Below are 18,845 nucleotides of genomic sequence, written 5' to 3'. Positions count from 1 at the left end.
TGTTGGGCGTTTTGTTATTTTTAACCTATGATAGATTATATAGTTGTTGGTTTTGGATTAGCCGGACTGTCTTTTGTCGATAAATTAGAGAGTAATAATAAATCATATGTCGTATATGAGAATTATTCAGAACAGTCGTCCAGAGTTGCAGGAGGTTTGTACAATCCGGTAATTCTTAAGCGATTTACTCCAGCTTGGCTCGCTTCAGAACAATTGGAATTGGCGATATCTGTTTATAAGCGTATAGAAAATAAACTTGGAGAATCTCTGGTGTTTGAGCTTCCAGTATTGAGAAGGTTTAACGATGTAGAAGAACAAAATTTGTGGTTTGAAGCTTGTGATAAACCAATTTTGGATAGATTTCTTTCTTCAGAATTAATCCGAAATGAAAATGATGCATTAGATGTCTCTTTTCATTATGGAAAAGTAAAGCATACGGGAAGAGTAGATGTTAAAAAGATGCTGTCCTGTTATCTTCAAAATATTGAAAAACATGGCAATCTTATAAAAGAATCTTTTCTGTTTGATGAATTATTAATTGAATCAGATTTTTTAGTCTATAAGGGTATAAAGGCTAGAAATATAATTTTCTCAGAAGGTTTTGGTGTTAGAAATAATCCTTTTTTCAATTATTTGCCGTTGTATGGGAATAAAGGAGAGTATATTATTATTAAGTCCAAAGAATTGAAGTTAAAGGAGGCTGTTAAATCATCTATCTTTATTATCCCACTAGGTAATGATTTGTATAAAGTAGGAGCTACCTATAATAATCAAGATAAGACGGCAGATATTACTAAATCAGCAAGAGAACAGTTGAAAAATAAGCTAAGTCGTTTTCTAAAAGTGGATTATGAAGTCGTAGATCAGGTTGCGGGAATTAGGCCAACAACAAGAGATAGAAGGCCCTTAATAGGGACGCATAAGGAGTATAGAAATCTTCATATTATAAATGGATTGGGAAGCCGGGGAATATTAATTGGACCTTTTGTGTCAGAAAAACTTTATAATTATATAGAAAACGAAGCGATTTTAGATAAAGAAATTGATATAAAACGTTTCGAACATCTAAGATAGATTTTTCTTTTTACTATAGTGCATAAAGAAGTTGATCCAAATATTCCTGGATAACCTTAAGATAATTGGTAAGCAAACTATCATTGTTCCGGCAATTAGTAAAAAAGTAGCTACTAAATTTAATTTAAGGATATAGTGACCAATCAAAAATGCTGATACTGCAAAGGCTATGCCTACTGGATAACTAACGTACATAGCTCCATAAAAAAAAGAAGGTTCGATCTTATATTTGGTTTCGCAATGCCCGCATCGCTCTTGCATTTTTAATGTTTTACTTAATTTATAGGGATTAGATCCCTCGTACATACTTTCATTTTGACAAACGGGGCATGTGCCAGTAAGGATGCTATATATTTTAGTTCCTTTTAAGAAGTTCATAGTACTTTTATTCTATCACAAAATTAGTCATCTTTGCACAAAATATTCAAAAGCTAATGTTAAACATACACAACCTTTCAATTTCGTTTGGAGGAGAATATCTTTTCGAAGAAATAGCCTTTAGGTTAAATGCGGGAGATCGAGTTGGACTCGTGGGAAAGAATGGAGCAGGAAAGTCAACCATGCTTAAGATTTTATCCAAAGAACAAGAACCAGATTCAGGTCAGATTGCTATGGATAAAGAGTTGAAAATCGGTTTTCTAAAGCAGGATATAGATTTTGTTTTAGGTCGAACGGTTTTGGAAGAATCATATGAAGCCTTTATCGAAATCAAAAAGATAGAGAGAGAAATTGATGAGATTAATGCTCAACTTGCAGAACGTACTGATTATGAAAGTGATAGTTATAATCAACTAATAACCGATTTAAGCGATCATACACATCAATATGAGATTCTTGGTGGATATAACTATCAAGGAGAAACAGAACGAGTATTACAAGGGCTGGGATTTGTTAGAGAAGATTTTGATAAGCTTACTGATACCTTTTCTGGAGGTTGGCGTATGAGAATAGAACTTGCAAAATTATTACTACAGAATAACGATGTTCTTTTATTAGATGAGCCAACAAACCATTTGGATATTGAATCTATAATATGGTTAGAGAGTTTTTTAAAGAACTATACTGGAGTTGTGGTTATCGTTTCTCACGATAAAATGTTTCTGGATAATGTTACTAATAGAACGATTGAAATATCCCTAGGACGGATTTATGATTATAATAAACCGTATTCTAAATATTTGGTGCTTCGTAAGGAAATAAGGGATCAACAACTTGCAGCTCAAAAAAACCAATCCAAACAAATCGAGCAAACCGAAAAGTTGATCGAAAAATTTAGAGCAAAAGCTACCAAAGCTTCCATGGCACAATCATTAATCAAAAAATTAGACAAGGTAGAGCGTATTGAGGTAGATGAGGATGATAACGCTGTAATGAATATTAGTTTTCCAATAAGTGTACAGCCGGGAAAGGTTGTAATTGAAGCAGAGAAAGTTGGTAAGAATTATGGAGAGAAAGAGATTTTAAGCAATATCAACTTATTGGTAGAACGAGGTTCTAAAACAGCGTTTGTAGGGCAGAATGGACAAGGGAAATCTACATTAGCTAAGATTATAATTGATGAAATATCTCATACCGGTAATCTGAAACTTGGTCATAACGTGCAGATAGGATATTTTGCACAGAATCAATCAGAATATTTGGATGGGGAGATCACGATTCATGATACAATGATCAATGCTGCAAACGAAAAAACCCGAAGTAAAGTTAGGGATATGTTAGGTGCATTCTTGTTTAGGGGAGATGAAGTAGATAAAAAGGTAAAAGTTCTTTCTGGAGGCGAACGTAATCGATTAGCCTTGTGTAAAATGCTTTTAGAGCCTTTTAATGTATTGGTTATGGATGAACCAACAAATCACCTGGATATTAAGTCAAAAAACATTCTAAAAGAAGCCTTGAAAAGCTTTGAAGGGACCTTGATTTTGGTATCGCACGATAGAGATTTTCTACAAGGATTGACCAATACAGTGTATGAGTTTAAGAATAGAAAGATTAAAGAGTATCTTGGAGATATAGATTATTACTTGGAACAACGAAGGGTGGATAATCTAAGAGATATAGAAAAGAAAGATAAACAAATAAAATCTGCTTCGGATACCAAAGAAACAGCAAAACAGACTTATGAAAATCAGAAAAAGCTGAAATCACTTAATAATAAGTTAAGTAATATTGAGTCAAAGATTAATAAATTAGAAAGAGAAATCAAAGAAATAGATGTAGAACTAGCTATCAATTACGATCAAACGATAGCCGAACCTGATTTTTTTGATAAATATCAAGCAAAAAAAGACGAATTGGGTTCTTTGATGGAGAATTGGGAAATTTTACAAGAAGAATTAGATACATTATCTTAAGCCTTGTTTTGGAGAGAATATTCAAAAATTACTCAAAAAATGTGGTATAAATTATGAGTCTTTTATTGCAGCTTGCCTTTTTTTAAAGATCCTTGAATTAGAGTATATTACTTAAATGTTAAGATGAAATAAATCGTATACTTCAGAATGATTTTTATCGTTAGTAACAAGGTACAACTGAATATTTATAGATATTTTTGTACCTGTAAATTAAATTATACAATGTATGAATGATACAAAAGTCATCGATTTAAATGCACATGCACTATCCTGGATTGGAAAGATTCATTATGATTTTGGGTTTTTAGTTCAGAAAGCTTTTAGTGAAAACGGATTGGATTTATCCAAGGAACAATGGAGTGTTCTTAAGCGTCTAAAAGTAAATGATGGGCAACCACAAAATGATTTGGCTTTTATTACTCATAGAGATAAAACTTCTATGACTAGGTTGGTAAATACTATGGAAAGTAAAGACCTTGTAGTTAGAAAAAGTGATGAGAATGATAGAAGAGTAAACAGAATTTTTCTTACTGATCACGGAAAAGAAGTGATAAAGAAGGTAACACCAATCATGTATGATCTTGTGCCTGCTGTGCAAGAAAGTCTTAGTAATGAGGAAATTGAAAACTTGATTAACACACTTAAAAAGATTAAAACGAAAATTGCAAATATTGCAGAATAATAATCACGATTTTTATCGACTAAAACATCTACCAAGTAGATGTTTTTTTTGTTTTGATAGATTCGTAAATGGTTGAATGACTTTTTGTGAGTTTTTTAACTGCAAGAGAGCTCTGTTGTTGATAGATTTGTGCGACTTTTTACATTTAAAGTTTAAACAAACTATTGTCTATGAGAAATGTAATACTTTCTATACTTGGATTATTACTTATTGCTGGAGCTATATTTGGTGCTAAAAAACTTATTGATAGTAAAGCTCGGGTTAAACCGAAATCTGTCAAGGTGATTAAAACGGTTTTTGTAGATACCATTAAAAATGGTACGGTACCCATTAAGATTACAGCGAATGGTAATCTGACTGCAAAAAGAAGGTTAGAGCTGTTTTCCGAAGTACAAGGGGTGTTCAGAGGAGGTTCCAGATTATTTAAAACAGGCCAGCCATATCAAAAAGGACAAACCTTAATCAGAATTGATGCTTCAGAATATTATGCTTCTGTACAATCGGCTAAAAGTAATTTATATAATTTAATTACTTCAATTATGCCTGATTTACGGTTGGATTATCCAGAGATATTCAATAAATGGCAAAGTTATCTTTCTAATTTTGATATTAATAAGGTAACACCAGAACTACCAGAAACTACCTCCGAAAAAGAAAAGTATTTTATTACTGGTAGAAACATTTACACAACATATTATAATGTAAAAAATTTAGAACAGCGGTTATCTAAGTATATTATTTCTGCACCCTTTTCTGGAGTATTAACAGAAGCATTAGTAACTGAAGGAACATTAATTCGTCAAGGGCAAAAGCTTGGAGAATTCATAGACACCAGTGTTTATGAAATTGAAGTGGCCATAGGAAAAGAATATTCAGATTTGTTAAAGATAGGGGAGTCTGTAGCGCTTTCAGATCTTAATAACTCTAAGAAATATACAGGTACCGTAACGCGCATAAACGGAAGAGTAGATCAAGCGACACAAACGATTACTACTTTTATTGAAGTCAAGGATTCATCACTTAAAGAAGGAATGTATCTAGAGGCAAGTCTGGATGCTAGAAAAGCTGAGAACGCTATAGAAATTGATCGCAATTTGCTTCAAGAAGGAGATAAGATTTTTGTGGTTAGAGATAGTATTTTAGATATGATTGATGTAATGCCTGTTTATTTTTCTGATAAGAAGGTTATTCTGACCGGTGTTCCTGATGGAGATGTTATTGTAAACAAGCCTGTGCCAGGAGCCTATGCAGGGATGTTGGTGAAAATATATCAAAGTAAAGGAAGAAAACCTTCGGCTTCTGATGGCAATGTAAGTAGTACTAATTCAAAACAGTAATTATGCGTAAGATCATTTCTTATTTTATTAGATACCATGTTGCTGTAGATGTAATTGTAATTGCTTTTATAGTATTTGGAGTCTTTGGTGCAATTTCACTTAAGTCATCATTTTTTCCGCTTACAGATTCTAAAAACATAAGTATAAGTGCTGTTTATCCTGGTGCTTCACCATTAGAGGTAGAAGAAGGAATTATTCTTAAGGTAGAAGATAATCTTAAAGGGTTAGCAGGTGTAGAGCGTGTAACTTCAACCTCCAGAGAAAACAGTGGTAGTATTAATGTTGAAATCGAAAAAGGGAAAGACATTGATTTTATGCTACTCGAAGTCAAAAATGCAGTAGATAGAGTACCTACGTTTCCCACAGGAATGGAACCTATTGTTGTATCCAAACAAGAAGCGATACGGCAGACCATTAATTTTTCAGTTAGTGGTAATGAAATACCGCTAACTACATTAAAACAAATTGCCAGACAGATCGAAAATGACCTTAGAGCTATACCGGGAATTTCTCAGATTACGATTAGTGGATATCCTGATGAAGAGATTGAAATAGCAGTAAATGAAAATAATTTACTTGCATATAGCCTTAGCTTTAATGAAGTTGCGCAAGCAGTAAGTCAGGCTAATATTTTAACAACAGGAGGGACTATTAAAACAAATGCAGAGGAATATCTAATTCGAGCAAATAATAGATCATATTATGCCAATGAACTTGCTAATTTAATCATACGAGCAGATGCATCTGGTCGTACAATTAGGCTAAAAGATGTTGCAGAAATTCGTGATAGGTTTTCGGAATCACCCAACGCGTCATATTTTAATGGAGATCTGTCAGTTAATATTCAAATAACCAGTACGAATACCGAGGATTTAATTTCTTCAGCAGAAAAAACAAAAGAATACATTTCTGAATTTAATGAGAAATACAATAATGTACAGCTTAATGTTATTAGTGATCGATCTATAACTTTAGTACAGCGTACTGCGTTGCTTACAGAAAATGCAATTATTGGGATGATATTGGTACTTATATTCTTGTCCATATTCCTTAATACCCGATTAGCATTTTGGGTGGCATTTGGCTTACCGATTGCATTTTTAGGGATGTTTATGTTTGCAGGATATTTTGATGTTACAATTAATGTGCTATCCCTTTTCGGGATGATTATTGTTATCGGTATTTTAGTAGATGATGGTATTGTAATAGCAGAAAATATTTATCAACATTCCGAAAAAGGTAAAACTCCTATTCAGGCAGCGATTGATGGAACAATGGAGGTAATCCCTGCAATAGTATCTGCTATAATAACTACAATATTAGCTTTTGGGATATTCTTGTTTTTAGATGGGCGAATAGGTGACTTTTTTGGAGAAGTATCCGTAATCGTGATTCTTACACTTACCGTTTCATTGGTAGAGGCATTGATTATTCTTCCGGCGCATTTAGCACATTCTAAGGCATTAAGAGCCGAAGATACAAAGCCTAAAAAAGGTATAGCAAAGTTGTTTTCTAAGCTTAGACATATCAATACAATTGGAGATCGAATTATGCGATGGCTGCGTGATAATTTATATAGCCCTTCTCTTAATTTTGCACTAAAAAATAAATTCTTCACCTTTTCTATTTTCGTAGTTATACTCATTTTTACAGTAGGAAGTATTGGTGGAGGAATTGTAAGAACTGCATTTTTCCCTCGTATTGCCAGTGATGTGATATCGATAGATTTAGGAATGCCTAATGGAACCAATGAAAAGATAACAGATTCTATTATTTCAATGATAGAAGAAAAAGCCTGGATCGTAAATAAGGAACTAAACGAAGAGTTTTTAAAAGGGGAGGACTATGAAGGTAAGCAACTATTCGAAAATATTATCAGAAGCGTCACTTCATCGTCTAATGCTTCCTTAAGAATTAATATGTTACCTGGTCAGGAGCGACCTAATGCTGTAAACTCTGGTTTGGTTGCAAACCGCATACGTGAAAAAGTAGGGCCTGTTTTTGGGGCAGAACGATTAATTTTTGGATCTGGAGGGAATTTTGGAGGAAGTCCGGTTTCTGTTTCTCTATTAGGAAGTAATATAAAAGAGTTAAAAGCGGCAAAACAAGAATTTAAGACCGTTCTGGAAAATGATTCTAGACTTAAGGATGTTGCAGATAATGATCCTGCAGGGATAAAGGAGATTCGGTTGGAACTTAAGGAAAATGCCTATGCACTTGGTCTTAACTTAAGAGATGTAATGGCACAAGTAAGAGGAGGATTCTTTGGAGTACAAGCACAACGTTTTCAAAGAGGTCAAGATGAAATACGTGTTTGGGTTCGTTACGACAGAGAAAACAGATCTTCTATTTTAGATCTGGATAATATGAGAATTTCTACTGCTGCTGGAGAACGAATACCAATAAGTGAAATCGTTGATTATACAATAGAACGTGGTGATGTAGCGGTAAATCATCTTGATGGTAGAAGAGAGGTTCAGATTTCTGCAGACCTAAAAGATCCGGAAACTACAAGTTCTACCGATGTTTTAGATGAGATTCGTACGGTGATTTTGCCAGAAATAATAGCAAAATATCCTACTGTGACACCTTCATATGAAGGCCAGAATAGAGAAGCTGGTAAGTTTCTTGGTTCTCTAGGTCCTGTAGGTCTTACTGCGTTAGCATTAATATATATTACCATAGCATTTACATTTAGAAGCTATAGTCAACCATTATTACTATTACTTCTGATTCCACTGAGTCTTCCTGCGGTTGCATTTGGTCATTGGATACATGGATTTCCTATTAATATTTTATCACTATTAGGAATTATTGCGCTTATAGGTATTATGGTAAACGACGGTTTGGTCCTTATAGGTAGGTTTAACAGTAACCTGCGATCAGGAATGACCTTTGATAATGCTATTTATGAAGCGGGAAAATCTCGTTTTAGAGCAATTTTTCTTACCTCATTAACTACAATAGCAGGACTAGCTCCTTTAATTTTTGAAGAGAGTCGCCAGGCAAAATTTCTGATCCCTATGGCAATTTCAATCGCATATGGGATAGGTTTTGCTACGGTACTAACCTTATTAGTATTACCACTGTTTTTATCATTTAGTAATAAGGTAAAAGTAGGAACCAAGTGGTTAGTAACGGGGAACAAAATTACTAAGGAAGAAGTAGAACGCGCTATAAAAGAACAAAAAGAAGAACATGAATTACAAGCATAGATACATTACGAGTTTACTCTTGTTTTTGTTTCTGGCTAGCGGTAACGCTTTTGCCCAAAAATTAACAAAACAAGAGGCTATTAGATTGACATTAGAAAACAATTACGGAATTCTAATAGCCACGAATAATATTGAAACAGCAAAAAATAATAAAGGATTATTAAACTCAGGATATCTTCCTACACTAGCAGCTAATGCGGGGGCAAATTATCAGGATGCATCTTCTACTACTTCATTTCCAGGTGCGATTAATCCAGACACAGGTTTACCAAGAGAAGATATTGAAATAGAAGGCGCTGAAACACAAAGATATAATGCTTCGCTTAATCTCAATTATACCTTGTTTGATGGTTTGGGACGATTTTATAATTATAAAAGATTAAAAGAGCAATATAACTTAACAGGACTACAGGCTAGAGAAACTATTGAGAATACGTTGTTACAGTTGTTTACGGTGTATTATGAGGTCGCTAGACTCACAGAAAATGAATTAGTTCTTGAAGAGACACTGCGGATTTCTAAAGAACGTGTTACCAGATCAACTTATCAATTTGAGTATGGACAAAACACAAAACTAAATGTATTAAATGCAGAAGTAGATGTAGCCAATGATAGCATTAATTTATTAAATACAAGGCAACAGCTTATTAATACCAAACGTGACCTAAATATCATTGTAGATAACGAACTTGAAAAACAATTTGCCGTAGATACTATTGTTAACTTTATTTCAAGACTTGAAATAGATAGTTATATCGAAAAATCAATTGAAAATAATGTTACTTTATTGCAAAATGAAAGTAATATTCGAATCAGTGATTATGATGTGAAGGTTAGTAAATCAGGTTATTTACCAACTATTGGCTTAACCGGATCATATGGATGGAACGAAAACAGGAATCCACCTTCAGCATTTTTTCCAGGAAATGTTGCCGACACATACACCTTGGCAGGTGGACTTAGTTTAAGCTGGAACCTTTTTGATGGTGGCGGTACGATCACAAGAGTGAAGAATGCGAAAATTGCATTGGATAATCAGGAATTGGTAAAAATTCAGGTAGCACAACAAGTAAAAAGAGATATCGCTAATGCTTTAGGGAATTATGAGAATCGCTTAAAAGTTTACGAGATACAACAGCAAAATGTTCTGACGAACCAAAATAATTTTGAGCGTTCTAAAGAACGATTTAACCTTGGTCAGATTACCTCTATAGAATTCAGGCAAGCTCAGATTAACCTAATACTGGCAAAAACCAATAAGACATTAGCGAAATACGATGCTAAGTTAGCGGAGCTGCAATTGTTGCAACTGACTGGACAGTTACTGAATATTGATTTTTAGTTTATAGTATGCTCGAACATTTTTTTCAATGTCCATATTGTTGGGAAGAGATATCTATGTTATTAGACGTTTCGGTTACCAATCAAGAATATGTAGAAGATTGCGAAGTGTGTTGCAATCCAATAATGGTAAGACCTAGATTCGAAGATCAAGAATTAGTATCTTTTGAAGCCGTAAGTATTGAGCAGTAATAACTGTTGTATTATAAACCTCACAGGTCTCAAAGACCTGTGAGGTTTGGTGTTTTATATATTCTTTACCAACCAATCTCCAACTTCACTGGTTTTGTAAGCTTTTTGTTCTCCAGCCAAATCCTCCGTAACCACTCCTTCGTTTAAGGATTTGTCAACGACATTTCTAATTGCGGCTGCCTCTTGATGTAGCCCAAAAGCAGTTTCGAACATCATCGCAGCAGAAAGTACCGTTGCTAATGGATTAGCGATATTTTTTCCTGCTGCTTGAGGATACGACCCATGAATAGGCTCGAACAAAGCCGTCTTTTCTCCTAAAGATGCGGAAGGCATTAATCCCATAGATCCTGATATTACAGAAGCTTCATCTGTAAGAATATCTCCAAATAAATTCTCGGTGATTAATACATCGTAAGAGTTAGGCCATTGTACCAATCGCATGGCAACTGCATCCACAAACTCATAACTTACCTCAACTTCTGGGTAGTCTTTTTCCATAGCCTGTACAGTTTCTCTCCATAAACGAGAAGATTCCAGTACATTGGCTTTATCAACACAACATAGTTTTTTACTACGCGTCATCGCCATTTCGAATCCTTTTTTGGCTAAGCGAGTAACTTCAGCACGTGTATAAGTACAGGTGTCATAGGCAGTATTTCCATTATCTTCTCTACCTCTTTTTCCGAAATAAATACCACTAGTCAATTCACGAAGGAATACTAAATCTGTACCTTCGATTCGCTCTCGTTTTAAAGGTGATTTGTCAATCAATGAAGGAAAAGTAAATGTAGGTCTCACATTGGCAAATAAACCTAATTTCTGTCGCATTTTTAGCAGTCCTTGTTCCGGGCGTACCTTTGCAGAAGGATCGTTATCAAATCTAGGATGCCCGATAGCTCCAAATAATACGGCATCTGCATTTACACAAATTTCATGAGTTTCATCAGGATATGGTTCACCAACTGCATCAATGGCAGCTGCACCAGTTAATGCTGATGTCCAGTTTATTTGATGATTATATTTTTTCGCAATCGTGTCACAAACTTTTACTGCTTGATCTATAACTTCTGGTCCGATTCCATCTCCAGCGAGTAGTGCTATGTTTAATTCCATATGTATTTATTCTTAATTCTAATATTTATGCCTTTTGTCAGACTGAGCCTTGAGCGAAGTCGAAAGGCGTGATCGTCATTTTTTATTTATAGTTATACTGTCACATTGAGCGGAGTCGAAATGTATTGATTCTTTAAGTAGCTATCTCTCGACTCCACTTGAGATGACAGAGGTGTTTTTAATATTATAATTCAATAATATTTAACATTTTTTCTGTTGCCTTAATAGCCGAAACTGTTTGGTCAGAATCTAATCCTCTGGTTACGAATTCTTTTACTTCAGTTTTCCAAATAATTACGGTTTCGCATAATGCATCAGAATTACTTCCGGGAGGAATCCTTACTGCATAGTCAATTAGCTGCGGCAATATTTTATTTTTTTGCTTATATACTTTTTCCAAAGCATTCATAAATGCATCATATTGCCCATCTCCTTGCGCATGTTGTTCGATAACTTCATCATCCATTTTGATAGCGAGTGTGGCAGATGGCTTTAGGCCTTTTGCGTGATTTAGAACATACGATTTGATTTTTACTTTGTCTTTGTACAATTTACTATCTAATACATCAGAAATGATATATGGCAAATCTTCTTGAGTTACTACCTCTTTTTTGTCACCGAGCTTAATGATTTTTTGAGTAACTTTTTTGATATCTTCTGGACTTAGTTTTAATCCTAGTTCCTGAAGATTTTTTTCGATATTAGCCTTTCCAGAGGTTTTTCCTAGTGCATATTTGCGCTTTCGACCAAAGCGTTCCGGCATCAGGTCATTAAAATATAAATTATGTTTGTTATCTCCATCAGCATGGATTCCGGCGGTCTGTGTAAAAACATTATCACCTACCACAGGTTTGTTAGCGGGAATTTTAAATCCAGAGAAGGTTTCTATTAGTTTACTCACTTTATAAAGTGCTGATTCTTTTACATTGATCGTCACTTCTGGTAAATAATCATTGATAACGGCCACTACACTTGCTAATGGTGCGTTACCTGCTCGTTCTCCCATACCATTCATCGTAACATGTAAACCGTTTACTCCAGCTTTAACTCCTTCGATAGCATTAGCAACGCCAAGATCATAATCGTTATGCGCGTGGAAGTCAAAATGTAAATCTGGATATTTATTTCGCAGAGCCGATATGTATGCGTATGTTTCAGAAGGAATAAGAACTCCAAGGGTATCGGGTAATAAAACTTTTTTTATTGGCTGCGTGGATAAAAAATCAAGGAATTGATATACGTACTCGGAGGAATTACGCATACCGTTACTCCAATCTTCTAAATAGACATTGGTGGTGATTTTTTCTTGAGCTGCTTGCTGGAAAACTTTAGCAATATCCTCAAAATGTTGTTCTGGAGTTTTCTTTAATTGATAGGTTAGATGATTTAATGATCCTTTGGTTAGCAGATTTTGGACTTTTGCTCCGGTTTCCTTCATCCATTGTATGGATTTTCCCCCATCTACAAAGGTTAGTATTTCTACTTGATCAATATATCCATTTTCATCAGCCCAATCAATAATGTTTTTAACTGCTTCAAACTCACCTTCGGATACTCTTGCCGATGCCACCTCGATACGATCAACACCTAATTCTTCTATAAGAAGACGAGCAATTGTTAGTTTTTCTGAAGCAGAAAAGGATATCCCAGAGGTTTGCTCACCATCTCGGAGTGTAGTATCCATGATTTCTATTGATCGTGTACTCATATTTATTTTCTTTCTCAGACCTGTTAGGTTTTTGAAACCTGACAGGTCTTATTATCTCTTGCGTTAAGGATAGAAGTGACATCCTTTTTTACGTCAGTTCGAGTGTCCCGAACTTGTTTCGGGATCTATCGAGAACAAGTAAAAAATATATAACGAACCTGCCTGCTCATCGCAGGTAGGCAGGTAGTCCGCTTGTCTGTCCACCTCGGAAGGGAACGCCCTAATTATTTATTTAGAAAGGACGCGTAGTTGCGAATTCCTGAATTTCTGATTTCATTTTAGTTAGATAATCAATATCATCATACCCATTGAGCATATTCTCTTTTTTGTAACTATTAATATCAAAAGATTCTGAGGCTCCGGATGCTTTGATTGTAATGGTTTGTTGAGGTAAGTTTACTTCAATTTCTGTATCAGGATTCGTTTCTATTGCGTTGAATATTTTTTCTAGAAATTCTGGACTTACCTGAACGGGTAATACTCCTATGTTAAGACAATTACCTCTGAAAATATCTGCAAAGAAACTAGAAACCACACATCGAAATCCGTGGTCATAGACTGCCCATGCAGCGTGTTCGCGAGAAGATCCCGATCCAAAATTTTTACCACCTACAAGAATTTTACCGCTATAGGTAGGATTGTTTAATACAAAATCTTCTTTAGGAGTATCGTCATCATTGTATCTCCAATCTCTAAAAAGGTTATCACCAAATCCTTTACGTTCTGTGGCTTTCAGAAAACGAGCAGGAATGATTTGGTCAGTATCTACATTTTCTATCGGTAATGGTACTGCTGTAGAGGTTACTATATTGAATTTATCGTATGCCATTTTATAATGTTTTATTTAAGAAAATTAATTGCATATTTCTTTCGATTCCCTCATTTCCAGCGCTTCGTCTCGCCCATTGTTTACACAATGTCGTTCCCAAGGGAGAAAGGATTGTATGTATATGCAATTAATTTATTTCTAGTTCGTAATTTCTTCTAAAAGCGTTCTAGGATCGGTTACTACTCCGGTAACTGCAGTTGCAGCAGCAACAAGAGGACTTGCTAATAAGGTTCTGGATCCAGGTCCTTGTCTTCCTTCAAAATTTCTGTTAGAGGTGCTTACCGCTAATTTTCCTGCAGGAATTTTATCTGCATTCATTGCTAAACATGCAGAACATCCTGGTTCTCTTAGTGTAAATCCAGCATCCGTTATGATTTCTAGTAAACCTTCCTCTTTGATTAATCCTTCTACCTCATGAGATCCAGGAACTAACCAAGCAGTGATGTTTTCAGCTTTCTTTTTTCCTTTAATAATAGAGGCAAAAGCTCTGAAATCTTCAATTCTACCATTGGTACAACTTCCTAAGAATACATAATCAACAGTTTTACCTATCATCGCATCTCCTTCATTAAAGTCCATATACCCCAGCGATTTTTTATATGTAGCAATACCACCTTCTATAGTTTCTGCATTGGGGATATTATTAGTAATACCTATTCCCATTCCTGGATTGGTACCATAGGTAATCATCGGTTCAATATCTGCACCATTAAAAGTGAGTTCTTTATCAAAAACAGCATCTTCATCTGTTTTTAGGGTTTGCCAATATTCCATGGCAGTATCCCAAGCTTCTTCTTTAGGCGCTAATGGTCTCCCTTTTATATAGTCGAATGTTTTTTGGTCTGGAGCAATCATTCCTCCTCTTGCACCCATTTCTATACTTAGGTTACAAACGGTCATACGACCTTCCATCGTCATATTTCTAAATACATCTCCTGCATATTCTACAAAATAACCGGTAGCACCAGAAGTTGATAATTTAGAAATGATATACAATGCAACATCTTTTGGTGTTACTCCAAAACCAAGCTCACCATTCACATTGATTCGCATCTTTTTTGGTTTAGGCTGCATAATACACTGTGTAGATAATACCATTTCTACCTCGGATGTACCAATACCAAAGGCAATAGCTCCAAAAGCTCCGTGTGTAGAAGTATGAGAATCTCCACAAACGATGGTAGCTCCAGGCAATGTAATACCGTTTTCCGGACCAACTACGTGAACGATACCATTTTTTTGATGTCCTAATCCCCAGTGAGATATTCCCCAAGCCGCAGCATTTTCTTCTAATGCTTTTAATTGATTTGCTGATAAAGGATCTTCTACAGGTAAATGTTGGTTTATAGTTGGAGTATTATGATCTGCAGTAGCAAACGTACGCTCTGGATATAACACGGTGTTTCCTCTACTTTTTAGTCCTAAAAAAGCTACAGGACTAGTCACTTCGTGAATAAAATGACGATCAATAAAAAACACATCAGGGCCATTTTCTATATTACGTACTACATGTGAATCCCACACTTTGTCAAATAATGTCTTACTCATTTTTACGATCTTTACTAAAATACGTTAGATGCACTTAGCATCTTGTTATTGAAACCTGGATTACACATTAAAAAATCTATTACAGTTTCCAATCACTTCAAAATATACCGCTTTGCTCCATTTTTATATGTAACCGTAGCGGTGCTATGCTAAAACATAGAAAATGTCATATTTTATTGTGATTGATACCTTCATAACGAAATTTTAATATATAATACAGATTAAATGTTAAAAAGGAGGTAAATTTACGAGTTATGGAAGATATCAGCTAATAAAACTATCAAGTGAAGAGTAGTTTTAAGCATATCTCAATATTAGCAGTAATTTTAGATAATTTGATAAAAAAGATATTGATTTTAGGAAATACTATTATTTTTTATTTCAGTATATAATTTAAAATCAAGGCGTAAGAAAGGTTTGTGTAAAAAAAATGTTAGTTTTTGTTAATTATGCTTTGCAAAGCTAAAAAAGGTTGTATATTTGCCGTCCGCAAGGAGTAATAAGTGATTTGTCGAGCTCATAACTCGAAGTTGAAAGACAAGTAAGTTACTAATTATATATCGCGGGATAGAGCAGTAGGCAGCTCGTCGGGCTCATAACCCGAAGGTCACTGGTTCGAGTCCAGTTCCCGCTACTAGTAAAGGCTAAAAACATTGATTTTAAATGTTTTAGCCTTTTTGTTTTCCGCTTAATTTACCTGAAAAATTCATTTTTTGCCTTAAAAAGTGTGTAACTCTACAAATATCCATCCGAAGATCACAATTTCTACTTTTTCCTATAAAACACTATATATGAGTTGTTTATGCGTGTATTTTTTAAAAGCATAATAATTTCTATCACACGGGTGGGAGGTTTTGGTGGGAGGTTTTTTTAATTTAAAAGTCGAAAATTATAGATTTAGGTGTTTACAATCATAAAATTGAACTGTAGTTTTCTAATCTTTTTAATGAGCTTTTTTAGCAACATATCTCATAAAATAGTATTATAAATTATCTGCTTCATAAAGTTTTGAAAATTTGAAAGGAAGGGGATTAATTTGGCAGAAGTATAATTACCTGTTCAATAGTTTAGACTGTTCATTGTCACTGAACATCTAATTAAGATGAGCAGATGAGCACCTCTTCAATTTATTTCTTTTAAATAGGTTTCAATTTTCATTTTTATTAAATTCGTATTTTGCAATTCGCGAATTGCGAATTAAAGTATTTATTATGAAGAAGCACAACGGTATGCGGCCACAAGATGTCGTTATTCTCCTCAAGATTATCGCTAAAGATGATACTGAATGGATTATGAAAGACATTGCATATGAATTAGGAATTAGCAACAGTGAAGTAAGTGAATCACTCAATAGAAGTGTGCTAGCTGGTTTGATTGCGAGTGACAAAAAACGAGTGATGAAATCTTCTTTGCTAGAGTTTTTAAAATTTGGTTTGAAATATGTGTATCCACAACGACCTGGCGCATTAGTGAGAGGTGTTGCTACTGCGCATAGTACATTGCCTCTATCCGAAGTGATACAAAGCGATGAAGTTTATGTATGGCCTTATGCCGAAGGAACAGATCGTGGCTTTTCTATAGAACCCTTACATAACAATGTCCCAGAAGCCGTATTGAGAGATTCATTACTCCACAAATTACTCGCTTTGGTAGATGCTATACGTTTAGGCAATGTAAGAGAGCAAAAAATGGCAATCGTTGAACTTGAAAAGCATTTTGATTGAAAAATACTATTATAAATAGAAAGATTATCGAGCGTGTTGCTCAAGCTTTAGGAGAACTTAATGATGAAGTAATCTACGTAGGTGGCGCAACGGTGAGTCTATATATAAATGATCCAGCAGCAGATGATGTAAGACCAACCAAGGACATAGATATCAGTATTAAAATTGTGTCAATCCCACATCTAGAGGAAATTAGAGAAAAACTGATTGCCAAAGGCTTTAAGCAAGCAGCAGATCTAGATGTAATATGCAGGTTTAGACTAGATGATATTCTTGTAGACGTTATGGGAACAGAGCCTATAGGATGGGCACCAGCAAACCCGTGGTTTGCATCTGGTTTTGAACATATGGAACAAGTTCAAATAGAAGAAAGTACTATTAATATCATGCCTTTACCCTATTTTTTGGCAAGTAAGTTTGTAGCGCACGCAGAACGCGGTGGGAAAGATCCAAGAATGAGTCACGATTTTGAAGATATTATCTATATTCTCGATAATAGAACCGACTGGCACGAGATTGTTTCGAATGCAAATAACGATGTAAAAGAGTATTTACTAGAACAATTTCAAAATATTCTAGATTCAAACCGAATGCAGGAGGCTATTTTAGGAAATCTGTTTTACGAAACTCAAGAAGTACGATATAAGAAGATAATGGAGAGGGTGGAAATAGTTTTAAAAAGTTAAAAGAATAGTATAATGGCAAATAGTAAGCACGCACATTTGAGATATAATATTCTAGATTATTGCTTTCGCAATAAATCGTATGGCTTTGAAGAGTTGTTAAGAACTCTCAATGAAAGTATTTCCGAACTATATCCTAGCGAAGAAATTTCAGAAAGAACATTACGTGAAGACATTAAAGTATTTAGAGATAAAGAGAATGGTTTTGATGCTCCACTTCCAGAAGGCCAAAGAACATATACTTATTCTGATACCAACTTTACCATTGCACAGAGACCTTTACAGAAATATGAGCAATATTTAGTTGAAGCTGCTCAACAACTGTTATCTCGGTTTGAGAATCACCCAAAATATAACAAACTGGCAGAAGCTTTAATTAAGTTCCAAGATGAAGAGGAACAAGAAAATGATGCTAAAAGAATCTTGTTTTATGACCATAATGAAGAATACAGAGGAATAAGATTCCTAAAGCCATTATATCTAGCAATTAAGAAAAAGCAAGTACTACAAATAAATTTTAAAGGATTTAAGGACGAATCTTCTTCTGTATTTGAATTTCATCCTCATATTTTGAAACAATATAACAGGAGGTGGTTTATTTTTGGTTTCAACAAAACTAGAGACATTGCAGCATGGAGCATTCCGTTAGATGAAAGATTAATTGATTTTAAAACACTTGAAGATGTAAAATATTTAGAATCAGCTATAGATTGGGAAACATTTTTTAGAACCGTGGTTGGCGTGGTAAGGCCTAAAGAAGCGCAAATAGAAAGGGTAGTCTTACGATTCCATAATGGGAGAGAAAACTATTTTAAAACAAAACCATTTCAACCAGATTTTGAAGAGTTTTTTGAAGACGATAAACAAGATCAAGTTTGGTTTGAAACGATAATAAATAAAGAATTGGTACAACAGCTATTGTCATATGGGCAAGATTTAGAGGTGTTGGAACCTCCTAGTTTGAGATCGCAAATACGAGAACATTCAAGCTTGATGCAAAGTTTTTATTTTGAATAACTATGCAGATACTTTGCATAATTAGGTTGTT

15 protein-coding genes and 1 tRNA gene are annotated in these 18,845 nt (G+C 34.6%); 11 read left to right on the top strand and 5 right to left on the bottom strand.

The window, feature by feature from the left end; translation table 11 throughout:
- Positions 1-27 precede the first annotated feature (27 nt).
- On the top strand, positions 28-1,074 hold the full coding sequence (locus Q0975_RS06615) for an FAD-dependent oxidoreductase (protein WP_299434616.1): 1,047 nt from the start codon (positions 28-30) through the stop codon (positions 1,072-1,074).
- Here Q0975_RS06615 and Q0975_RS06610 read toward each other — a convergent pair.
- Complete coding sequence (locus Q0975_RS06610; protein ID WP_299434614.1) at positions 1,066-1,452, bottom strand: DUF983 domain-containing protein; 387 nt, start codon at positions 1,450-1,452, stop codon at positions 1,066-1,068. The genes Q0975_RS06615 and Q0975_RS06610 overlap by 9 nt on opposite strands.
- Before the next feature lie 56 nt (positions 1,453-1,508).
- Here Q0975_RS06610 and Q0975_RS06605 point away from each other — a divergent pair, with 56 nt between their 5' ends.
- The 6 genes from Q0975_RS06605 to Q0975_RS06580 all read left to right on the top strand — a co-directional run bounded on the left by Q0975_RS06605 (position 1,509) and on the right by Q0975_RS06580 (position 10,192).
- Positions 1,509-3,425, top strand: coding sequence for an ABC-F family ATP-binding cassette domain-containing protein (locus tag Q0975_RS06605; RefSeq protein WP_299434612.1), 1,917 nt, complete (start codon positions 1,509-1,511; stop codon positions 3,423-3,425).
- Between the two features lie 226 nt (positions 3,426-3,651).
- On the top strand, positions 3,652-4,107 hold the full coding sequence (locus tag Q0975_RS06600; RefSeq protein ID WP_299434610.1) for a MarR family winged helix-turn-helix transcriptional regulator: 456 nt from the start codon (positions 3,652-3,654) through the stop codon (positions 4,105-4,107).
- Positions 4,108-4,277: 170 nt separating this feature from the next.
- Entirely contained in the window at positions 4,278-5,444 is a 1,167-nt protein-coding gene (locus Q0975_RS06595; protein ID WP_299434608.1) for an HlyD family efflux transporter periplasmic adaptor subunit, read from the top strand.
- 2 nt (positions 5,445-5,446) lie between these two features.
- Positions 5,447-8,659 (top strand): efflux RND transporter permease subunit, encoded by a 3,213-nt coding sequence (locus tag Q0975_RS06590; protein WP_299434606.1) that lies wholly within the window; start codon positions 5,447-5,449, stop codon positions 8,657-8,659.
- Complete coding sequence (locus Q0975_RS06585) at positions 8,643-10,001, top strand: TolC family protein (protein ID WP_299434604.1); 1,359 nt, start codon at positions 8,643-8,645, stop codon at positions 9,999-10,001. Before Q0975_RS06590 ends, Q0975_RS06585 begins: the two co-directional genes overlap by 17 nt.
- An 8-nt stretch (positions 10,002-10,009) precedes the next feature.
- Complete coding sequence (locus Q0975_RS06580) at positions 10,010-10,192, top strand: CPXCG motif-containing cysteine-rich protein (RefSeq protein WP_299434602.1); 183 nt, start codon at positions 10,010-10,012, stop codon at positions 10,190-10,192.
- A gap of 54 nt (positions 10,193-10,246) precedes the next feature.
- Here the strand turns inward: Q0975_RS06580 and leuB are convergent, their stop codons facing one another.
- The 4 genes from leuB to leuC form a co-directional block, all read right to left on the bottom strand.
- A complete protein-coding gene (gene leuB, locus Q0975_RS06575; protein ID WP_299434600.1) occupies positions 10,247-11,305 on the bottom strand; it encodes a 3-isopropylmalate dehydrogenase in 1,059 nt (352 codons plus the stop codon).
- A gap of 184 nt (positions 11,306-11,489) precedes the next feature.
- Positions 11,490-13,013, bottom strand: coding sequence for an alpha-isopropylmalate synthase regulatory domain-containing protein (locus tag Q0975_RS06570; RefSeq protein ID WP_299434598.1), 1,524 nt, complete (start codon positions 13,011-13,013; stop codon positions 11,490-11,492).
- 232 nt (positions 13,014-13,245) lie between these two features.
- Positions 13,246-13,842 (bottom strand): 3-isopropylmalate dehydratase small subunit, encoded by a 597-nt coding sequence (leuD, locus tag Q0975_RS06565; RefSeq protein ID WP_299434596.1) that lies wholly within the window; start codon positions 13,840-13,842, stop codon positions 13,246-13,248.
- 138 nt (positions 13,843-13,980) lie between these two features.
- Positions 13,981-15,390, bottom strand: a complete 1,410-nt coding sequence (leuC, locus tag Q0975_RS06560; protein WP_299434594.1) for a 3-isopropylmalate dehydratase large subunit — start codon at positions 15,388-15,390, stop codon at positions 13,981-13,983.
- Positions 15,391-15,951: 561 nt separating this feature from the next.
- Here leuC and Q0975_RS06555 point away from each other — a divergent pair.
- The 4 genes from Q0975_RS06555 (at position 15,952) to Q0975_RS06540 (ending at position 18,814) form a co-directional block, all read left to right on the top strand.
- Positions 15,952-16,024, top strand: a tRNA-Met gene (locus Q0975_RS06555).
- Between the two features lie 595 nt (positions 16,025-16,619).
- Positions 16,620-17,114 (top strand): hypothetical protein, encoded by a 495-nt coding sequence (locus Q0975_RS06550; protein ID WP_298310173.1) that lies wholly within the window; start codon positions 16,620-16,622, stop codon positions 17,112-17,114.
- Positions 17,111-17,800, top strand: coding sequence for a nucleotidyl transferase AbiEii/AbiGii toxin family protein (locus Q0975_RS06545; protein ID WP_299434591.1), 690 nt, complete (start codon positions 17,111-17,113; stop codon positions 17,798-17,800). The genes Q0975_RS06550 and Q0975_RS06545 overlap by 4 nt, the downstream gene beginning before the upstream one ends.
- 12 nt (positions 17,801-17,812) lie before the next feature.
- Entirely contained in the window at positions 17,813-18,814 is a 1,002-nt protein-coding gene (locus Q0975_RS06540) for a WYL domain-containing protein (protein WP_299434589.1), read from the top strand.
- Positions 18,815-18,845: the final 31 nt, after the last annotated feature.

Origin of the sequence: uncultured Aquimarina sp. (genome assembly GCF_947500065.1) — a bacterium.
GTDB lineage: Bacteria > Bacteroidota > Bacteroidia > Flavobacteriales > Flavobacteriaceae > Aquimarina.
The sequence above is the reverse complement of the archived record's forward strand: the minus strand, read 5'-3'. Positions and strand labels throughout refer to the sequence as shown.

What these genes read in the sequence shown, in the direction of transcription:
- Q0975_RS06615 (WP_299434616.1), top strand. Translation starts at nt 28, where the DNA reads ATGATAGATTATATAGTTGTTGGTTTTGGATTAGCCGGACTGTCTTTT.
- Q0975_RS06610 (WP_299434614.1), bottom strand. Translation starts at nt 1,452, where the DNA reads ATGAACTTCTTAAAAGGAACTAAAATATATAGCATCCTTACTGGCACA.
- Q0975_RS06605 (WP_299434612.1), top strand. Translation starts at nt 1,509, where the DNA reads ATGTTAAACATACACAACCTTTCAATTTCGTTTGGAGGAGAATATCTT.
- Q0975_RS06600 (WP_299434610.1), top strand. Translation starts at nt 3,652, where the DNA reads ATGAATGATACAAAAGTCATCGATTTAAATGCACATGCACTATCCTGG.
- Q0975_RS06595 (WP_299434608.1), top strand. Translation starts at nt 4,278, where the DNA reads ATGAGAAATGTAATACTTTCTATACTTGGATTATTACTTATTGCTGGA.
- Q0975_RS06590 (WP_299434606.1), top strand. Translation starts at nt 5,447, where the DNA reads ATGCGTAAGATCATTTCTTATTTTATTAGATACCATGTTGCTGTAGAT.
- Q0975_RS06585 (WP_299434604.1), top strand. Translation starts at nt 8,643, where the DNA reads ATGAATTACAAGCATAGATACATTACGAGTTTACTCTTGTTTTTGTTT.
- Q0975_RS06580 (WP_299434602.1), top strand. Translation starts at nt 10,010, where the DNA reads ATGCTCGAACATTTTTTTCAATGTCCATATTGTTGGGAAGAGATATCT.
- leuB (WP_299434600.1), bottom strand. Translation starts at nt 11,305, where the DNA reads ATGGAATTAAACATAGCACTACTCGCTGGAGATGGAATCGGACCAGAA.
- Q0975_RS06570 (WP_299434598.1), bottom strand. Translation starts at nt 13,013, where the DNA reads ATGAGTACACGATCAATAGAAATCATGGATACTACACTCCGAGATGGT.
- leuD (WP_299434596.1), bottom strand. Translation starts at nt 13,842, where the DNA reads ATGGCATACGATAAATTCAATATAGTAACCTCTACAGCAGTACCATTA.
- leuC (WP_299434594.1), bottom strand. Translation starts at nt 15,390, where the DNA reads ATGAGTAAGACATTATTTGACAAAGTGTGGGATTCACATGTAGTACGT.
- Q0975_RS06550 (WP_298310173.1), top strand. Translation starts at nt 16,620, where the DNA reads ATGCGGCCACAAGATGTCGTTATTCTCCTCAAGATTATCGCTAAAGAT.
- Q0975_RS06540 (WP_299434589.1), top strand. Translation starts at nt 17,813, where the DNA reads ATGGCAAATAGTAAGCACGCACATTTGAGATATAATATTCTAGATTAT.